Source organism: Chitinophaga pinensis DSM 2588 (assembly GCF_000024005.1).
Classification (GTDB): domain Bacteria; phylum Bacteroidota; class Bacteroidia; order Chitinophagales; family Chitinophagaceae; genus Chitinophaga; species Chitinophaga pinensis.
The window spans coordinates 1132914-1152486 of the sequence record NC_013132.1 but is presented as its reverse complement, the minus strand read 5'-3'; the positions used below and the strand labels follow the sequence as shown (position 1 = coordinate 1152486).

Genomic DNA, 19573 nt, shown 5'->3' with positions numbered 1-19573 from the left:
GTTATTCTGTTTTTAGTGATTTAACCGGGTTCATTAAAGCTGCTTTTACTGACTGAAAACTTATCGTGAAGAATGCGATCACAACGGCAGCAATTCCAGCCAGCAGGAATACCCACCATTTCACATCAATGTGATAGGCAAAATCCTGTAACCATGCCCGCATCAGGTACCAGGCTACAGGTGTAGCGATCAGGATAGCGAACAATACCAGCCGCAGGAAATCTTTTGCTATCAGGGTCACAATACCTGTTACGGAAGCACCCAATACTTTGCGTACACCTATTTCCTTGTTACGCTGCGCAATGACGAGTACCGCTATAGCAAAAAGACCAAGGCAGGATATTACAATGGCTACCACAGCGCCACTTATACTGATCTTTGCCAACCGGGCTTCCGATCTGTACATTCTGTCAATATTTTCATCCAGGAAAGAGCCTTCAAATTCGCCGTCAGGGTCAATGGTATGCCAGGCTTGCTTCACTTTCTCCATCGCCAGGGGCAGGTCTGCCGGTAACACACGCACAAAAATATACATTGGTTTCATCCCGGGAATCAGCTGGATAGTCATCGGGCCAGTCTCCTCTTTCAGGGAATGAAAGTTAAAATTCTTTATAACACCCACCACGTGAAATTTCCCCGTTACCTCCATTTCAACCCCTATAGGATCCTTCTCGCCCAGCTCCTTCGCCATCAGCTCATTGATGATCACAGCACTGGAATCTGTTGCGAATGCACGGGAGAAATCGCGCCCTGTCACCAGTTGCAAACCCAATGTCTGAAGATAATCATATTCTACCATCGACCAGTTACATTTCACACCCCGGCCTTTATAATCAAAGCCATAGGTGGCACTATTCCTGCCGCCATCCAGCCCGTCTCCCATATTAGTATTCGATCCGGTGACAGACAAAATATGCGGGTCACCAGTCAGCATAGTCCTCAACCTTGACAGCGCATAGCCCTTCTGCAATAAACTCGAATTGACAGGAATACTGATCACTTCATGCTCATTGTAACCCAGCGGTTTGGACCGCAGATAGGTTAATTGCTGCCAGAGAATGATCGTACAGCTGATCAGCAGTACCGCTATTGAAAACTGCGTAATAATCAACGCATTCCTGAAAACACTCTTTCTGCCCAGGTTCAGTTTACCCTTCAGCACTTCCAGCATCTTAAACCGGGAGATCATCCAGGCTGGATAACCGCCCGCCAGTACAGTAATCAACAGAAAGCCACCAACAATACCACACAGTATACGGATGTCTCCAAATATAGAAGACATCTCAAAATGATACCGGAACAACTCATTAAACTGTGGCAGTACAAAAGACGCCAGCACAATACCGATAAATAAAGAGATACCACACAGGATAAGCGACTCACTCCAGAACTGTGCTATCAACTGTCCCCTCTTCGCCCCCAACGCTTTCCGCATACCAATTTCCCCTGCCCGCGTAAATGAACGGCCCATAGAAAGATTGATGAAATTCCCCGCAGCAATCGTTAATACCATCACTGAAATGATGACGAGTAACCAGGGGTAAAAATTGCCTATACCCGCAAATTCACTTCGCCGGTCAAAATGAATATCTCCTACCGGAATCAACCCATACCGCAGGAGCTCCCCATCCTTACCTGGCTGCACACCATCCCGCTTCATACCCTGCAATTTCTCCGACATGTACTTATTGACCAGTCCCTGCATCTGCTTCAATACCAGCGAGGCAGACGTATTTTCCTTTACCTGTAAAAAGGTGAAATAAGAACTATAAGACCAGGAACTTTCATTACCATACCATTCCAGCAAAGCCGAAAAGTTAACAAGTAGATCAAAATCAATACTGGAATTCTCCGGTACATTAGCGATCACCCCGCCTACTGTAAAGCTCTTCTGTAACTGTCCGAGCTTTACTTCAATGATCTTATTCAACGGATCCTCATTACCAAAGATGTTCTTCGCCGTTTCTTCAGAGATCAACACCTGATCCCTGTTCTGCAAGGCATTGATATTGCCGCTGCGTATCGGAAAACTGAACATCCGGAAAAACGTGGTATCCGCAAAACCAATCACCCTGGACAGGGTTTTGCCATTGTACGATACACTTCTTTTACTGGACTGATAACGGGTCGCCTGTTTAATAGAGGGGCATTCCTGTTGTAATGCCGCCATTAATGGCGCCGGATGATTAGCACCTACAACCGTTTTACCGTTGGGCAAAGACTCTTCCATGTACACTTCATACAATGATGACCTGTTGACATGAAACTGATCAAACGACCATTCATGGTAAGCCGCAATACACAGTAATAACGCAACGCAAATAGCTACCGTCATGCCGCCGATATTGATAAAAGCAAATACCTTATTTCGTTTAAGGTTCCGCCACGCTATCCTGATGTAGTTTCTAAGCATCTGTTTTTAGATTTAACACTGTTGCCTTATACTATTCCGAACGTAACGCCTTTACAGGGTTCATCAATGCTGCCCGGACTGACTGTATACTAACCGTCATCAATGCGATCGCAACCGCCGTAAAACCCGCCAGCACATACATCCACCACTCCAGCGAAATACGATAGGTATACTGCTGCAACCACCTTATCATAATATAAGAGGCCACCGGTGAAGCAATCACAATCGCTATCAACACAGGCTTCAGGAAATCCCTGGATAACAGCACCGTTACCTGCGCAACGCCCGCCCCCATTACTTTACGGATACCGATCTCCTTCCTCCTGCGGGCTGCCGCAAAAACAGACAATCCCAGCAAGCCCATGCAACTGATCACAATCGCCAGTGTGGCAAAAACATTGATCATAATACCCAGCAATTTCTCATACGCATACTTCTCTTCATAAGTCGCATCCACAAAAGAATATGCAAACGGATAATCAGGGTTGAGCCTGTGATATACTTTCTCCAGACGAGCCAGCCCTTCGCCAACTGACAAAGCCGGATTCAGCTTAATTGTCAGCATACCTCTCCAGGAAGGATTATAAGGTATCACCGCAGGTGTAGCCGGCATGTAAGATTTCATCCACACAAAATCCTTTACAATTCCGGTGATCGTTCTCTGCTCACCGTTTAACACGATCTGCTGCCCAAGTACAGGATCTTTCAGATGCATCGTCTTTACAGCAGCTTCATTCAGTATAATCGACAGGGAATCTGCCGCTGACTGAAAATCACGTCCTTCTTTTAACTGTATGCCGAAAGTGGAAATGAAGTTCTCTGTAGCGGTGATAATACCAAAGTTTGTATTCTCTTCACCAGGCAATTGTCCCGGCCATCTCAATCCCCATACACTACCGCCTGTCTGTGCAATAGAACTCATCATGATACTGCCATTAACTGCAGCGCCTGATGCAATTGCCTCCTGTCTGAAAGCATCATAATTATCATATACCTTCCCCTCCAGCTCCACATCTACCAATCCCTTCGTATCATATCCCAGGGGACGGCTGCGGATAAAATCTATCTGCCTGTAAATAACGATCGTCACCAGTATCAACACAATAGCCAGCGTAAACTGAAATACCACCAGCGTCTGTCTTGACTTGAAACTGCCTTTTATTTCTACCAGTCCGCCCTTTAACACCTTAATAGGTTTGAAAGAAGACAGTACAAAAGCCGGGTAGCTACCCGCCACAAAACCGGTTAAAACAGCCAGTACCAGTATCGCCAACCAGAAATAAGCCGGCGCCAGTGATAATTGCAGCGAACTATCTGTTAATGCATTAAAGCGGGGCAGTATGATCCACATTAATACCAACGCCAGCACTAAAGAGATAAACACCAACATCATGGACTCGTACATAAACTGTCCGATCAGGGTACGCTTATTAGCACCAATCGCTTTCCTGACACCCACTTCTTTGGCTCTTCTTTCACTCTGCGCCGTACTGAGATTCATGAAATTCACACAGGCAATCAGCAAAATGCCCAATGCCAGCAGTGCAAACAGACGTACAGAACTGATCTCGCCACCGATTATTTTACCATCTTTTATCTCTGAATATAATTTCCATTTACTCATCGGATGCATGATGAGATAGGTCGTCTCAGGTATTCCCCCGGATTGCTCATGCAGGAGATTCCTCACTTTACGTCCTGCTACCTGCGGGTCAGCTGCCGGATTTAACTGCACATAGGTATTGAGCCCGAAGTTTCCCCATTCTTCTTCACCTACCCATGGCATGATCTGTAAACACAGCTTCCAGCTTAACAGATACGCAAAACGTACCGTGGAGTTCTTAGGAGGATCTTTTACAACACCCTGTACAACAAGCGGATGTGTGATATCAAAATTGACGATCTGCCCGATCGGATCGGCGTCGCCAAACAATTTACGGGCAGTACTTTCCGTAAGCACGATCACATTTTCATCTTTCAATGTACCCTGTCCACGCAACAGCGGGAAAGTAAATACGTTCAGGAAACCGGGATCAGTAAAAATACCCTGCTGCTTGACAGACTTATCTCCGACCTTCAATAAATGCGGCGTGAGATAGGTAGTCCGCACAACCGCCTTCACTTCAGGTATATTCTTCTCCACAAATGGTCCCAGCGGCACAGGGGTATTAGACCCGCCTTCTGCTCCTAGTTTAAGATGATAAATATCTTTGCCATGTTCATGAAACCTGTCATAGCTGAATTGAAACAGTACATACAGTAATAACGTAAAACTCACGGCCATACCAACGGTCAGACCGGCTATATTGATCGCGGAAAATGTGCGGTTCCGCCACAAATTCCTCCAGGCTATTTTTATATAACTCTTTACCATAGTACCCTTTTTTAATTGCATGAAAGAAAACTTATGGGCTGGTAGACACCTGCCCATGGTACATTTCACTTGTCATATTTAAACGTAACTACTAAAGAAACTTATTCAGTACGCAATGATTTCACCGGACTTGTCAGCGCTGTCTTTACAGTCTGCACATAAACGGTGATCAATGCAAGGATGACTGCAATACCGCCGGACAACACAAATACCCACCATTGAATATCGACACGGTATGCAAAATCTTTCAGCCACTGGTACATCAGGTACCAGGCCAATGGCGTGGCTACCAGCAGAGCGATTACCACAAGCTTCAGGAAGTCGCTGGACAGCAGGAATAAAATGCTGCTCACAGAAGCACCCAATACCTTACGGATCCCAATCTCTTTGGTACGCTGGATCACGATATAGGAGATAAGGCCCAACAAACCTAAAGTGGCAAGAAAAATAGCCAATACTGTAAATGTCAGCACCAGGCGACCAAAACGGTACTCAGCACGATACTGTTTGTCAAATGCCTCATCCAGGAAATAATATTCAAACCTTCCATCAGGCGCATATCGATTGTAAATATTTTCAACATTTGCCAATACGGTCTTTAAGCTGGCGCCTGTAGCAGTAATAGTCATTGGCGTATATGCATCAGGACCTATACGTATGGTTAACGGAGCGATTTCCTCACGTAATGAGCGGTAATTAAAATTTTTAATAACACCTATTACCTTTCCTTCCCGTCCCCACTGAGAAAACTTTTTACCAATGATTTCCTCAGGCTTACTATATCCGAGGGAAGCTACCGTAGCTTCATTCACAACCATTGCCTCCGTACTGTCAGTCCCCATCTCTTCAGAGAAGGCACGTCCGGCCACTACTTTAATATTATACTGCCTGATAAAATCGTAATCGACAAAATAGAGATTGATATTACTTGCCTGCATATCCCCATTCTTCAACTCCATCACACTGTAAGCGGAATTATTAAATTTACCGGGCACAGAAGATGAAAAGGAGGTACCAAGTACACCAGGTACGCCGGCCACTTGTTGTTTTATTTCCTTCCAATGCTGTTTAATGTTATCTACTCCATTAAACTCTACTACCAGTTGCTGATCTTTCTTAAAGCCTGGATCATGGGACTGCATATACAGCAATTGATTATAAATAATAATCACACCCGCAATCAACACAATAGTGATCACAAATTGAAATACGACCAACCCCCTTCTGAGCAGCAAGCCTCTATTACTGCTACTAAAAGCGCCTTTCAACACGACGACCGGCTCATAGGAAGACAAGACAAGGGCTGGATAGATACCTGCAAGCAAGCCAATCAGTATCGCGATCAGCAGAAACAAGCCTACTATACCTGTTTTAAATATATTGACGGCAATTTCCTTTCCGGCAAGCATGTTAAATGCAGGCAGCAATAGCTGGCATAATATGGCTGACAGGAAAAATGCGACCAGGCTCAATAACAGTGTTTCACAGAGAAACTGGAAGGTAAGTTGCACTTCATAGGCGCCGACTGCTTTACGTACCCCTACCTCTCTTGCTCTCTCTGTCGCCCTTGCTGTTGCAAGATTGACAAAGTTGATCACAGCAATCAACATAATAAACAATGCTACAAAAGAGAATATATATACATTGGTTATGCTGCCGTATACAAGTGTTGTTCCCTTTCTTTTTGAATGGATATATACATCTTTGAAGGGTTCCAGATGTAATGTGTAGTACATCTGGTTCTTCTTCATCTTTTCGCCTATATGACGCTCCATAAAGGCTGGAAGCTTCTTTTCAAATTTTGCCGGATCTACTCCGTTTTCCAGAAGTAAGTAAGTGATAGCGCCAAAGTTCCCCCAGGAGTTTTCAAGATCTACGCCCAATGCCTTATAGGTAGACACCGGAAACAACATATCAAATGGCATTTGTGAATTCTCCGGTACATCCTTCATGACGCCCGTAACTTTAAGGGTATTCTTCCTGCCATTGATCTGAACAGACCTTCCCACAGCATTTACAGTACCGAAGTACTTTTTTGCTTTACTCTCAGTCAGCACCACAGAAAAAGGCTCTGCCAAAGCGGTTTCCTTTGTTCCGCTTATCAGTGGAAATGTAAATATGTCAAGGAAGTTTGAATCAACAACAGCAATCTTATCTTCCTGGTATTTAGCATCATCCGTAGTTACCACCATATTTGAGAAAATAACACGAACAGCTGCGCTGACCTCAGGAAAGTCGGCTTTTAAAGCTGGGCCCATAGGACCAGAGGTAATATCTGCCTCAATGAGCTCTGTAGGTGTTTTTACATCTGTTAACAAGTGATAAAGCTGATCCTTCTTTTCATGAAACTTATCATAACTCAGTTCGAACCGTACATAGATAAAGATCAGGAAGCAACAGGTCATACCTATTGTCAGGCCCAGTATATTGATGAAGGAATAAAACTTTTGCTTTCTGATATTCCTCCAGGCGATCTTGAGATAATTCTTTAACATAACCCCCGTTTTATAAAGTGGACTATTCAGTTCTTAATGAGCGTACAGGATTTCTTAATGCGGCTTTGATGGCCTGGAAACTTACAGTCAGCAGGGCTACAGCTACAGCAAGTAAACCCGCGATGGCAAATACCCACCAGCTGATGCTGATGCGGTAAGCATAGTCATCCAGCCACCTGTTCATAATATACCAGGCGGCAGGGATAGCCAACACGATAGAGATCAATATTATTTTCAGGAAGTCGCTGGTCAGCAGTGCAACGATATTGGTAACAGAAGCGCCCAATACCTTTCTCACACCAATTTCTTTTACACGTTGTCCTGTAGCAAAAGTGGCGAGCCCAAACAATCCCAGGCAGCTGATGAAGATCGCAATACCGGCAAAGTAATTAAACAGTTTTCCTGTGCGTCTGTCCAGCTTATACATGTTATCCAGGCTCTGATCAATAAACGCATAGTTAAAAGGGGCGCCGGCATTATATCTTTTATATAACTGTTGTGCTGAAGTGATAGCCTGTTGCGCCTGACCAGGTTTTGTTTTCACATACACAATATTGTTATCCTCCCTGTAATAGAATACGACAGGACCTATCTTTTCATGCATAGATGCATAGTGAAAATCTTTTACTACACCGACAATGGTACCGTCAAATCGCCAGAGCTTGAAACGTTTGCCAACAGGGTCTTTCATACCCATCATCTTTGCAGCGGTTTCGTTGATGATATAGTGACTGGAATCAGCTTTTGAATTGGTAAAGTTTTGTCCGGCCGTAAACTGGAGCTTCATCATCTCCATAAAGTTTTTGTCCCCGCTGATGGTATGCGCAATCATCGACTCCTGATTACTTTTACCATCCCATTCTGTGTCACCGGTACTGTTATCAATAGATGTCATCCTTGTATTGGCATTCGCAGCTGCAATAACGCCGGGCGCTGTACTTAACTCCTGTAAGGCAGTCTGCATATGCGCAGACATAGCGCCTCCATTGAACATAAATACATTCTCTTTGTCATAGCCGATCGCCTTATTTTTTATATAGCGCAATTGCTGACCTACAACGATTGTACTTACAATAAGCACCGTGGCTATCAGAAACTGTACGACTACCAGTACCCTGCGGAAACTGATGTTCCCACCTGATAAGGCCAGTCCGCCTTTTAATGTCTTTAAGGGGTTAAATGATGACAGCAATACAGCCGGATAGATGCCTGCAACAATCAGTGTCAGCAGCATAGCAGCTCCAATAGCCAGTACCATCTGGAAGTTTTGCAGACTAAAAGAAAGCTGTTTGCCTGTGAGATTATTATAGAATGGTATCAGTAATAAAATGAGTGCAATAGCCAGCACAAGCGATAACATAAACACCAGCACCGACTCTCCTACAAATTGCATAAACAGTTGTCTTCTGGTGGCACCGATGAGCTTACGTACCCCCACTTCAGCGGCACGCTGCATAGCTCTGGCGGTTGATAGATTTACATAGTTTACACAGGCGATCAATAGTATCACTACCGCAATGATCAGGAATATTCTGACAATCTTAATTGTTCCTTCTGACAGGTCCGGATTATACAGGTGCATGTCATACAATGGCTGAAGATTGTAACGTACATTTGGATCCGGCTTCGCATCAGGACGCAACATTGCCAGTTCTTTACTAACCTTCGCCACAGATGTCCCTGGGGCCAGCAAAAAGTAAGTATCGAAAACGAAATCTCCCCAATCCTCATCCATCGATTGCCAGTAATCCCCCTTCGTGAACTTTTGCTGCAGGATACCATAAGGCATGAGGAAATCATATTGGATAGTGGATTGTATCGGGAAATCTTCCAATACCGCACTTACAACATATTGATCTTTATCACCGGTTATCACCTTCCCAACAGCGTCTTCAGTGCCGAAATAACGTTTAGCCGCACTACGCGTTATGACCAGCGATGAATTGTCGGTAAAAGGCTTATTCGTACTTCCTTTCCATATAGGGAATGTAAATAGGGTAAAGAAGGAAGGTTCCACAAAAGCCAGCTTGACATCATGGATATCCTTATTGTTATAAGTGAATTTAGAGATCGTCCCCCAGTTCGGCGCCATACGCACAGCCTGCTGCACACCTGCGATCCTTTTTACAGCATGCAGGGCAAGCGGCGCAGGCATTTGGTTCCAACTCTGCACATCGGCGCCTGAAGTGAACGTAACCGAAGCCTTATAAATATTAGAACCTTTTTCATGAAACCTATCATAGCTTAACTCATCCTGTACCCATACAAGTAACAGAATGCCCAATGCCAATCCGAGCGCAAGACCGCCAATATTGATACTGCTGTACATTTTATAGCGCCAGAGATTGCGCCAGCCCACTCTCAGATAGTTGTTAAGCATATGAGTCAGTTTAAAAGGTGAGTAAAGGGTATATCAGACAAGCGCTATACGTGGAATTGTTCTTTGATATTTTCAGTCACTACGCGACCGTCAAATAAGTTGACAACACGGTGTGCAAAACCAGCATCATAAGGACTGTGCGTTACCATGATCATCGTAGTACCGGCCTCATTCAGCTCCTGCAACAACTTCATTACTTCTTCACCATTCGTAGAATCCAGGTTACCGGTAGGCTCATCCGCCAATATCATTTTCGGATTAGCTACTACCGCACGGGCAATCGCCACACGCTGCTGCTGACCACCGGATAACTGCTGCGGGAAGTGATTACGGCGATGCATGATATTCATACGCTCCAGCACTTTCTCAACTTTCTCCTTCCTCTCACTGGCAGGTACCTTCAGATACAAGAGCGGTAACTCTACGTTTTCAAATACAGTCAGTTCATCAATGAGGTTGAAACTCTGGAATACGAAACCAATAGAACCCTTTCTGAGTTGTGCACGCTGACGTTCGCTCATACGCGCTACTTCATGGTCCCAGAAATGATATTCCCCGCCACTAGGGTTATCCAGCAAACCCAGAATATTCAGCAAGGTGGATTTACCACAACCTGAAGGACCCATGATAGCAACGAATTCACCATCCTTTACTTCCATGTTAATGCCATTCAATGCAGAAGTCTCAATTTCTTCTGTTGTAAAAATCTTTTGAAGATTGACTGTACGTATCATGACTTCGGTTTATTAAAAATTTTAGAATAAGGGTTTTATTTATTCATGTCTCAGCAATCCGGTAGGATTGGCATTTGCCGTGCGGAAACTTTGTAATGCAATCAGTATATAGGTTAAACTAAAGGTAATACCACCTGCCACTATAAACGGCGCCAAACTCATACTGGTACGATACGCGTATCCATCCAGCCATTTACTCGCAAGGAAATAAGCAAGCGGCCAGGCGATGATATTAGCAATGATGATAACGGCAGTATACTCCTTCAGGAACAGGTAGATGATACTACGCGTGTTCGCACCCAGTACTTTTCTCACGCCCACTTCCTTCGCACGACGGGTCAGACTGAAGGCCACCACCCCCGCAGCTCCCAGTAAGATAATCACAAAGTTTAATCCGGTAGCTACATCAGCTGCCTTTTTCAGGCGGGTTTCACTGAAGTACATTGCCTGAAACTTTTCATCCATAAAGAAATAATCAAATGGAGAATCGCTATAGCGGGATTTGAAGGTAGATTCAATACCGGCAATGCTCTTCCTGATATCAGCCGTCTTCAGTTTGATGCTCAGGAAACGGTATGCCGGATTAATCTGCTGGGTGAAGAATATCATTGGTGCGATCTTCTGCCCCATGTTAAAAAAGTGAAAGTCTTTTACGATCCCTCTTACCGTCAGCCTGGTATCATTACCAGCGATACGTATTTCCTGACCAACGCCCTGCTTCAGTTGCAATGCTTTCACAGCAGTTTCGTTGAGCACCACATCCATCGGACTGTCATGATCAGTGAAGAAGCGGCCGGCAGTCAGTTTCAGGCCGAAAGTAGAAGCATAGTTTCCGTCTGTAACAAGTCTTTCTACATTGACTGGTGCATCGCTGGCAGCGCCTTGCGGTAACATGGGCAAACTGCCGCCATTCATACCATCAGGTACTTCATAAGAAATCGTGGCGCTGACCACACCGGCCTTCTGCATCATTTCATCTCTTAACAGCTCCAGGCGTTTCAGTCCTGTGCTATCCCACTGACGGGGCACAGAAGAAATAACCAGCAACTGCTCTTTATTATATCCCAGATCCCTGTTGAAGAAATAGTTGATCTGGCGGGAAATATAAAGTGTACATACAAATACCAGTATCGCGATGGAAAACTGTAGAACAAGGGAAGCTTTCCGAAAAACAAGCTCCCCCTTTCCTACGGATATCTTTCCCTTCAGTACTTTCAGCAGGTTGTTGGCCGTCAGCACAAAAGCAGGATATATACCCGCTACCAATCCGACAGCCAGCACCAGCAACAAATAAAACAATACCAGCATTCCGGAGAAAGACCATACATGGGGTAACGTTTTGTTCAGGATCTGCCCGAATACAGGACGAAGCAGCTCATAGAAAGCAATGGACAGAAAGGCCGATATACCGGTTAGTACGATTGATTCTGCAAGGAATTGTGCAACCAGCTGCTGACGTCTGCCGCCAAACACTTTACGCAGACCGATCTCTTTCAGGCGATACGTAGAGTTCCCCACACTGATATTCACATAGTTGATCACTGCCATCAGCAAGACGAAACCCGCAATAATGGCCAGTATGTAAATCATTTTTCTTACCAGACCATTGTTGGTATCGAGATAGAATGAATCCAGCCCTACCAGCTGAATACCCATATTGTCTTTCAGCTGCTGATTGCAATTCATCGCTACCAGTTTACGGATAGGCCCATCCAGCTGTGCAGGTGTTACACCTGGTTTCAACTGGATGTAAGACGCCATACACACATTGTTCCAGTCTTTATCGCCATCTTTACCTAAAAAGTAATCAACACTCTGCATCGGCATAAAGATGTCATTCTTAAACCCGTTGATGGTCGTCACACTATTCTCTCTTGCTTCACTTTTCAATACGCCGGTAACCGTGTAATTTTTCTTACCGTCCTGCCTTGTATCTATTGTCAGCACTTCATCCAGTGCATTCGCTTTACCAAAGAACTTCATCGCTGTTTCTTCCGTAATTACAACAGAATTATTATCACGGAAAGCATGGGCCGGATCACCATACAACATCGTCAGGCCGAAATTCGATACGATAGTCGTATCCCCCGGCTGAAGCCCTACCCTGAAATGCCTGTCTTTGTAAGTAGCATTGGCAGAACAGGGATACGTACGATAATAATCAGCCACCAGCGAAGGGTATTGATCATGCAGCCCCTTTGCCAGCATCGCGGGAGTGATCAGCGGCATGTACATGTTATCAGCCTTCCAGGCAGATTGCATGAAATACTGCTGTGGAAGATTATTCAGGTCACGGTTGACTTGTTTCTCCTCCCAGATATAAACAGTAATGAGAAGAGAGAAGGTAATGCCAATGGCAAGTCCTGCAATGTTGATAAACGAAAACAGTTTGCGTTTCGCAAGATGTCTTAATGCAATGGTGATGTAAGTGCTGATCATCTGCATATATAGTTTTCAGGTGAGGTGTTCGGGATACCACCTCTGCGGACTTGCAGAGGCTGGCACCGGAACTAAAACAACTGTGACTGCCGTATTAAAATACTAAAACCTCTTTGTCTCCGAAATTTTCATACGAAGAAGTAATGACCTGTTCACCCTCCTGCAAACCTTCCAGTATTTCAAAATACTGTGGGTTTTTCTGTCCCAGGGAAATGTTCCGTTTTACGGCCCTGTTTCCAGCTTTATCCACTACATATACCCAGTTACCACCGGTGTCGGAGAAGAAACCACCTACCGGCAGCAACAGCGCGGAAGAGGACTTACCTAATTCCAGGCGGATAGGAGACGATTGTCCGCGACGGATCCCTTCCGGCATTTCTTTTTCGAATTTCATATCGACATTGAAACGACCGTTTTTCACCTCAGGATATACTTTGATGATAGATAATACATAGGTTTTGTTATTGAACTCAAAAGTGGATTTCAAACCCGGGAATACCCTGGAGATATAATGCTCGTCCACTTCCGCACGCATCTTGAAGCCATCCAGGTCATCGATCTGACCAATATTCTGACCGGCAGTGATGCTTCCCCCTACTTCGGCGTCAACAGAGGATAATTGTCCGTCGATAGGCGCTCTCAACACCAGGTTACTCAGGTTATCCTTCATCATCTGAAGGTTACGCTGCGTACGGAGAATAGTTGACTCAAGGCGATCTATCTGTATTTTGGCATTGTCCTCCTGGAAGCGCTGGCTTTCTACCTCTATCTGGCGCTGTTTCACAAGACGCTCATAATCAAGCTTATTTTTTATAAACTCCTGCCGGGAAACGATCTTCTCGTCTACCAGTTGTTTGGTACGATCATACAGGTCTTTGGCCTGTTCGATCTGAAAATCCAGGTTTGCCACGGTCTGCTGCATAGTAAAACGGTTCTGCTTCAGGGTCTGGCGGGTATTCTGGAGTTCGTTGATCAGACGGTAGATTTCCGTTTCATGATTTACAAAGTCCATCATCAGGTTCTGGTTTTCCAGGCGCAGAATGCTGTCGCCCTTTTTAACCATGCTACCCCCCTCCAGGTATTTCTGACTGACATAACCGCCTACGATGGCATCGAGGCGAATTGTTTTAAGAGGCAACACAACAGCGGTAACTGCTATATATTGATCAAAGGTGCCTTTGCTGACGGTAGAAATAGTGATCTTATCTTTCTCTACGTTCAACTTGGAACGATGATCGGCAAATATGAGATTGTACAGAAGTAACATCGCTACTACAGCGCCTCCGCTGATAAGGGCGATTCTCTTTTTAGACCAGTACTTCTTTTCTATTTTTCTGTCCATAGGTGATACTTACTTTCCTGACCGAATAAGGCAACGGTCATGCCAAAGCCCGAAACACAATACAGTAGGGCATTTCAGAGGACAAGCCCTATCAATGATCGTCCTGAAGCGTACACCAGACGTCCATTTCCGGACAATTCCCGCTATACAGGCAGACAGCCTGTAAAAACCGAAATCTTTTTATAATATTGCCAGTGGCCGCATCCGCCACGGGTAGACATCCCACGGCCCCTGTCAGGAACACGTTTTGCGGATTCATTACAGAAACAATAGACAAGACCTTAAGTTATGACCACACCCTTACCCGGTAAAATTCTTATTGTAGATGACGACATGGACGTGCTGCGCGCCGCCCGTTTATTGTTAAAGCGCCATTTTGAACAGGTTGACTTTGAACGTAACCCGCAGAAGATCCCCTACATGGTCACCAATTTCGATTATGATGTGATCCTGCTGGATATGAACTTTACCCGCGACCTCAGTAGCGGGAAGGAAGGCTTTGAATGGCTGGACCGTATCCTGGACATCAGACCCGAAGTAGCAGTCGTACTCTTTACGGCCTACGGAGACGTCGAAATGGCTGTAAGGGCAATCAAAGCCGGAGCGGTCGATTTTGTACTGAAGCCATGGGAAAACGATAAACTGCTGGCGACCATGCAGGCCGCCTATAATAAGAAGCGTGGTAATAAAGAAAAGGTGGTAACAACACCGGCAACCCCACAGTCAGACGTTAATATCATTGGCAGCAGCGAAGCCATGCAGCAGGTACTGGACACTGCCGCCCGGGTAGCTGGCACAGACGCCAATGTGTTGATACTGGGTGAAAATGGTACCGGTAAAGACCTACTTGCCCGTCACATACATGCTTTATCGCTCCGTAATAAACAACCGTTTGTCAGCGTCGATCTGGGAGCTATCAGCGAAACCCTGTTCGAAAGTGAACTGTTCGGCCATGTGAAAGGCGCATTTACCGATGCCAGGGAAGACCGTACCGGCCGCTTTGAAGAAGCCAACGGCGGCTCCATTTTCCTGGATGAACTGGGAAATATCTCCCTGCCTTTACAGGCAAAGCTGCTGACCGTCTTGCAAAACAGGGCCGTGACCAAAGTAGGTAGCAACAAATCTACCTCCATAGACGTACGCCTGATCACAGCGACTAACAGGAACATTCAGCGTATGGCAGCAGAATACCAGTTCCGGCAGGACTTACTCTACCGTATCAATACCATAGAGATCCAGCTGCCCCCTTTACGTGAACGTCTGGAAGATATCGTTCCGTTGGCCGAATATTTCCTGGAGAAATATGCCACAAAATATAAACGTACCGTAACCAGCCTGCATGAATCACTCATACAGCAGCTACGCCAGTACGAATGGCCGGGTAACATCCGCGAACTGCAACATGCCATGGAAAGAGCCGTGATCCTCTCCCAGGGCAAAACGCTCATGCCGAAAGACGTATTCGTAAAAAATCCGATACAGGAACAAGCCCTGAATACAGGCTACAACCTGGAGGAAATGGAACGCAATATCATTACCCAGGCCATGAAAAAGTGTAATGGCAATATCACAGAAGCAGCCAAAGAACTGGGACTGAGCAGAGCTGCCCTTTACAGAAGACTGGAAAAATATAACATCTAGTAGTTTACAATGAACAAGTTCAGTGTCAATATATTACTGCGTATTATCCTCCTGACCCTCAGCACCATTACCAGTGTATGGGTATGGACAGTGCTTGGCGTTTTTCCGGGAATAGCCATGGCAATCCTGATCTGTATGCAGATATATGGCATGTATTACTACATCAACCGGGTAAACAGAAAACTGACACTGTTCCTGGAATCCATCCGCTACGAAGACTTTTCCATCCGCTTCAGCGCCGATAATAAACTGGGCAAAAGCTTCCAGGCACTAAACCACCAGTTTAATGAGGTGCTGGAGGCCTTCCGGCAAACCAGGGCCGAAAAAGAGGCCAACCTGAAGTACATAGATACGATCGTACAACATATCAGTATAGGCGTTCTTTCCTTTGATACAGAAGGGCATATTGAGCTGATTAATCCGGCAGCATTCCGCCTGTTGGGCATCTACAGACTACGCAATATTTCCGAACTGAAAAACAGCCATCCGGGTTTACCGGAATACCTGATGGAGATCCGTTCAGGAAGTAAAATACTGTATCATACCCGGCAGGAACAGCAGCTGTCTATTCATGCAGCCAGCGTAAGACTACAAGGCCGGCTTATCAAACTGATCTCTCTGCAGAACATTCATGCCGAACTGCAACAGAAAGAACTGGAAGCCTGGCAGAACCTGACCAAGATATTACGTCACGAGATCATGAACTCCGTAACGCCGATCGTATCCCTGATAGGCACCATGCAGGATATCGTAGAACAGGATATTTCTCCGGAAGCAGCCCAGAAAGAAGCCATTGAGGATCTCCAGGAAGCACTGGAAACGATCAAGAGCCGGAGTAAAGGGATTATGAACTTCGTAAATGCTTACCGGGACTATACGACACTGCCTAAACCACAGTTTACACAGGTCAATATAAAAGAACTCCTGAGTGGTGTGAGCAGTTTGTTACAACCGGAACTCAAACAGGCAGGTATCTATTATCACTACGAAATAGACGCTGCCGGCACAGAGATCCATGCAGATGTCGCCCAGTTACAGATGGTTATGATCAACCTGATTAAAAATGCCATGGATGCACTGGAGCAAACCCATACGCCCGCCATACAGGTAAAAGCAACCATGAATACCCCCAGCCAGGTGCATATTGAGATTATTGACAACGGTCCGGGTATCGACGCGGAAGCCATGAACAAGATTTTCATCCCCTTCTATACCACCAAGAAAAAAGGCAGTGGTATCGGTCTGAGCCTCTCCCAGCAAATCATACAATCACATGGCGGACAGCTCAAAGTGAGCCGTTCCGGAAATAATGGCACAACCTTTTCGGTATTCCTCCCTGTTAGCTGAAACCATTTAGACAAAGATGTCGTACTTTAAGATATTATAACGCTCATTATGCAAGGGAGAAGTGTATTAAACATATTGTACGCTGTCACGCTATTTGTTCACCTCTTGGCCATTGTGTTTCATCTGGATATACTCAGTTACGCCTCAAAGTTCCTGTTGCCGTTTATACTGGCCATCCAGTTTGTGCTGGGCACTGAAGGCATCCCCTCGGTATTCCGGATTTCCATGCTGGCCGCCCTGTTCTTCACAGGTTTTGGTGACATGTTCCTGCTGTTTTCTGAACAGAATACCTGGTTTTTCTCATTTAGCCTGATCACCTTTGCGTTTTCATTAATGGCGTATATAGGATTCTTCCTGAAGATCCGGTATTCCAACTATCCCCTGCCCCGCTGTCAGTGGGCATTTATCTTTGCCGCACAGGCAGCTGTCATTGCATTTATTTACTTCATGTTACCCTATCTGGGCCAGCTGACCATTCCCGTGATCATTTTTGCCGGTATCGCCTCCGTGATGTTACAGGCTGTTAAACATGCCTACAGACTGAAAGAACAGCCTTCCGGTTGGTATGCCATGGCCGGAGCGGGTCTTTATATTATTTCCTGCGCGATTATCGCCATCCATTACTTCTACCACCCCCTGGAAATGGGCACCTTTCTTATCATGCTGACGTACGGACTGGCGCAATGGGGCCTGGTTACCGGCGGACTACTCTATCTCCGTATGCGCCGGGGCTATGCCGTGCAATAAATGGGAGCAAATAAACCGTATTAAACCGTACATTTGATCCTTGCTTGACGAGAATAGCTTATGGAACAAACAGATTTCTTAGTTATTGGTTCCGGTATAGCAGGATTGACCTATGCCCTCAAGGTAGCGGCAGCATGTCCTGACAAGAAAATTACCATCATCACCAAATCACATGAGGATGAGACCAATACCAAATACGCACAGGGTGGAGTTGCTGTAGTGAACGATCTCGAAAACGACAGCTTTGAAAAGCATATTGAAGACACACTGATCGCAGGTGATGGGCTCTGCAATGAAGAGATTGTGGAAATAGTGGTAAAGGAAGGACCAGAACGTGTCAACGAGATTATTGAATGGGGCGCCAACTTTGACAAAAACGCAGCCGGAGATTTCTCCCTGGGTAAAGAAGGCGGTCATTCTGAATTCCGCGTGATCCACTACAAAGACGTTACCGGTAAAGAAATAGAACGTGCGCTGCTCGATGCAGTACACAAGCAACCCAATATTGAGATGGTCACCCATTGCTTCGTGGTAGACCTGATCACCCAGCATCACCTGGGATACCTCATTACGAAATCTACTCCCGATATAGCGTGTTACGGCGTATACGTACTGAACCTGCTGACCAACAAGATCGAAAAGATCCTCAGCCGCATTACCGTGCTGGCTACCGGTGGTAATGGACAGGTATACCGCAGTACCACCAATCCGACTATTGCCACCGGTGATGGCGTAGCAATGGTATACCGTGCAAAAGGCAGAATCGAGAACATGGAGTTTATCCAGTTCCACCCGACCGCCCTGTATCAACCTGGCGTGAACAACGCTTTCCTGATTACAGAAGCAGTACGTGGCGACGGCGGTATACTGCGCAATATACACGGAGAGGATTTCATGCATAAGTATGATCCGCGTCTTTCACTCGCCCCACGCGATATCGTGGCAAGAGCGATAGACAGTGAAATGAAGATCACCGGTACAGAGTACGTATATCTCGACTGCCGGCACATGGATCAGGAGAAGTTCATTCATCACTTCCCCAACATCTATGAAAAATGCCTGGCATCCGGCATAGATGTAAAGAAAGACATGATTCCCGTAGCACCCGCAGCCCACTATAGTTGCGGCGGCATCAAGGTAAATGAATACGGACGTACGTCCATCAATAACCTGTATGCCTGCGGAGAATGTTCCAGTACAGGTCTGCATGGCGCAAACAGGCTGGCATCCAACTCACTGCTGGAAGCAATGGTGTTTGCACATCGTTGTTACCTGGACGGCGTGCAAAAAATTAACAGCATCACACATAAGGTGCATGTACCTGACTGGAATGCAGGTGGTACGACAGCCCCAAAAGAAATGATCCTGATCACCCAGAGCCTGAAAGAGCTCAAACAGATCATGAGCGATTATCTCGGTATCGTCCGTACAAATGAACGTATGCAGCGTGCAAGCCGCAGGCTGGATATTCTGCATGAAGAAACAGAACAGTTGTACGAAAGAACAGAGGTATCCCCTCAGTTGTGTGAATTAAGAAACCTGATCACCGTCGGCTACCTGATTGTAAAAGGAGCTTCATTCCGTAAGGAAAGCCGCGGTTTACACTTTAATACAGACTATCCTCAGAAGAGCGCCCTTGTACAGAATATTGTGTTATAGAA

At 45.6% G+C, this 19573-nt stretch carries 11 protein-coding genes; 4 read left to right on the top strand and 7 right to left on the bottom strand.

Annotated features, from left to right (window positions below; genetic code table 11):
• Position 1: 1 nt before the first annotated feature.
• The 7 genes from CPIN_RS04730 to CPIN_RS04700 all read right to left on the bottom strand — a co-directional run bounded on the left by CPIN_RS04730 (position 2) and on the right by CPIN_RS04700 (position 14177).
• Positions 2 to 2413: an ABC transporter permease gene (locus CPIN_RS04730; RefSeq protein WP_012788634.1), complete on the bottom strand. Its 2412-nt coding sequence runs from the start codon at positions 2411 to 2413 to the stop codon at positions 2 to 4.
• A gap of 31 nt (positions 2414 to 2444) precedes the next feature.
• Positions 2445 to 4787, bottom strand: coding sequence for an ABC transporter permease (locus tag CPIN_RS04725; RefSeq protein WP_012788633.1), 2343 nt, complete (start codon positions 4785 to 4787; stop codon positions 2445 to 2447).
• 101 nt (positions 4788 to 4888) lie between these two features.
• On the bottom strand, positions 4889 to 7282 hold the full coding sequence (locus CPIN_RS04720) for an ABC transporter permease (protein ID WP_012788632.1): 2394 nt from the start codon (positions 7280 to 7282) through the stop codon (positions 4889 to 4891).
• A 22-nt stretch (positions 7283 to 7304) separates the two neighbouring features.
• Positions 7305 to 9662 carry an ABC transporter permease gene (locus tag CPIN_RS04715; protein WP_012788631.1) on the bottom strand — a complete coding sequence of 786 codons (2358 nt, stop codon included), beginning with the start codon at positions 9660 to 9662 and terminating at the stop codon, positions 7305 to 7307.
• Between the two features lie 44 nt (positions 9663 to 9706).
• Entirely contained in the window at positions 9707 to 10396 is a 690-nt protein-coding gene (locus tag CPIN_RS04710; protein WP_012788630.1) for an ABC transporter ATP-binding protein, read from the bottom strand.
• Positions 10397 to 10435: 39 nt separating this feature from the next.
• Positions 10436 to 12835 (bottom strand): ABC transporter permease, encoded by a 2400-nt coding sequence (locus tag CPIN_RS04705; RefSeq protein WP_012788629.1) that lies wholly within the window; start codon positions 12833 to 12835, stop codon positions 10436 to 10438.
• Between the two features lie 94 nt (positions 12836 to 12929).
• Complete coding sequence (locus CPIN_RS04700) at positions 12930 to 14177, bottom strand: efflux RND transporter periplasmic adaptor subunit (RefSeq protein ID WP_012788628.1); 1248 nt, start codon at positions 14175 to 14177, stop codon at positions 12930 to 12932.
• Positions 14178 to 14465: 288 nt separating this feature from the next.
• Here CPIN_RS04700 and CPIN_RS04695 point away from each other — a divergent pair, with 288 nt between their 5' ends.
• From CPIN_RS04695 to nadB, 4 genes are read left to right on the top strand one after another with little or no spacing between them, the layout of a single operon-like run.
• Positions 14466 to 15818 carry a sigma-54-dependent transcriptional regulator gene (locus tag CPIN_RS04695; RefSeq protein ID WP_012788627.1) on the top strand — a complete coding sequence of 451 codons (1353 nt, stop codon included), beginning with the start codon at positions 14466 to 14468 and terminating at the stop codon, positions 15816 to 15818.
• Between the two features lie 9 nt (positions 15819 to 15827).
• Positions 15828 to 17165, top strand: a complete 1338-nt coding sequence (locus CPIN_RS04690; protein ID WP_012788626.1) for a sensor histidine kinase — start codon at positions 15828 to 15830, stop codon at positions 17163 to 17165.
• Positions 17166 to 17213: 48 nt separating this feature from the next.
• Positions 17214 to 17912, top strand: a complete 699-nt coding sequence (locus CPIN_RS04685; RefSeq protein WP_012788625.1) for a lysoplasmalogenase — start codon at positions 17214 to 17216, stop codon at positions 17910 to 17912.
• A 60-nt stretch (positions 17913 to 17972) separates the two neighbouring features.
• Positions 17973 to 19571: an L-aspartate oxidase gene (gene nadB, locus CPIN_RS04680; protein WP_012788624.1), complete on the top strand. Its 1599-nt coding sequence runs from the start codon at positions 17973 to 17975 to the stop codon at positions 19569 to 19571.
• Positions 19572 to 19573: the final 2 nt, after the last annotated feature.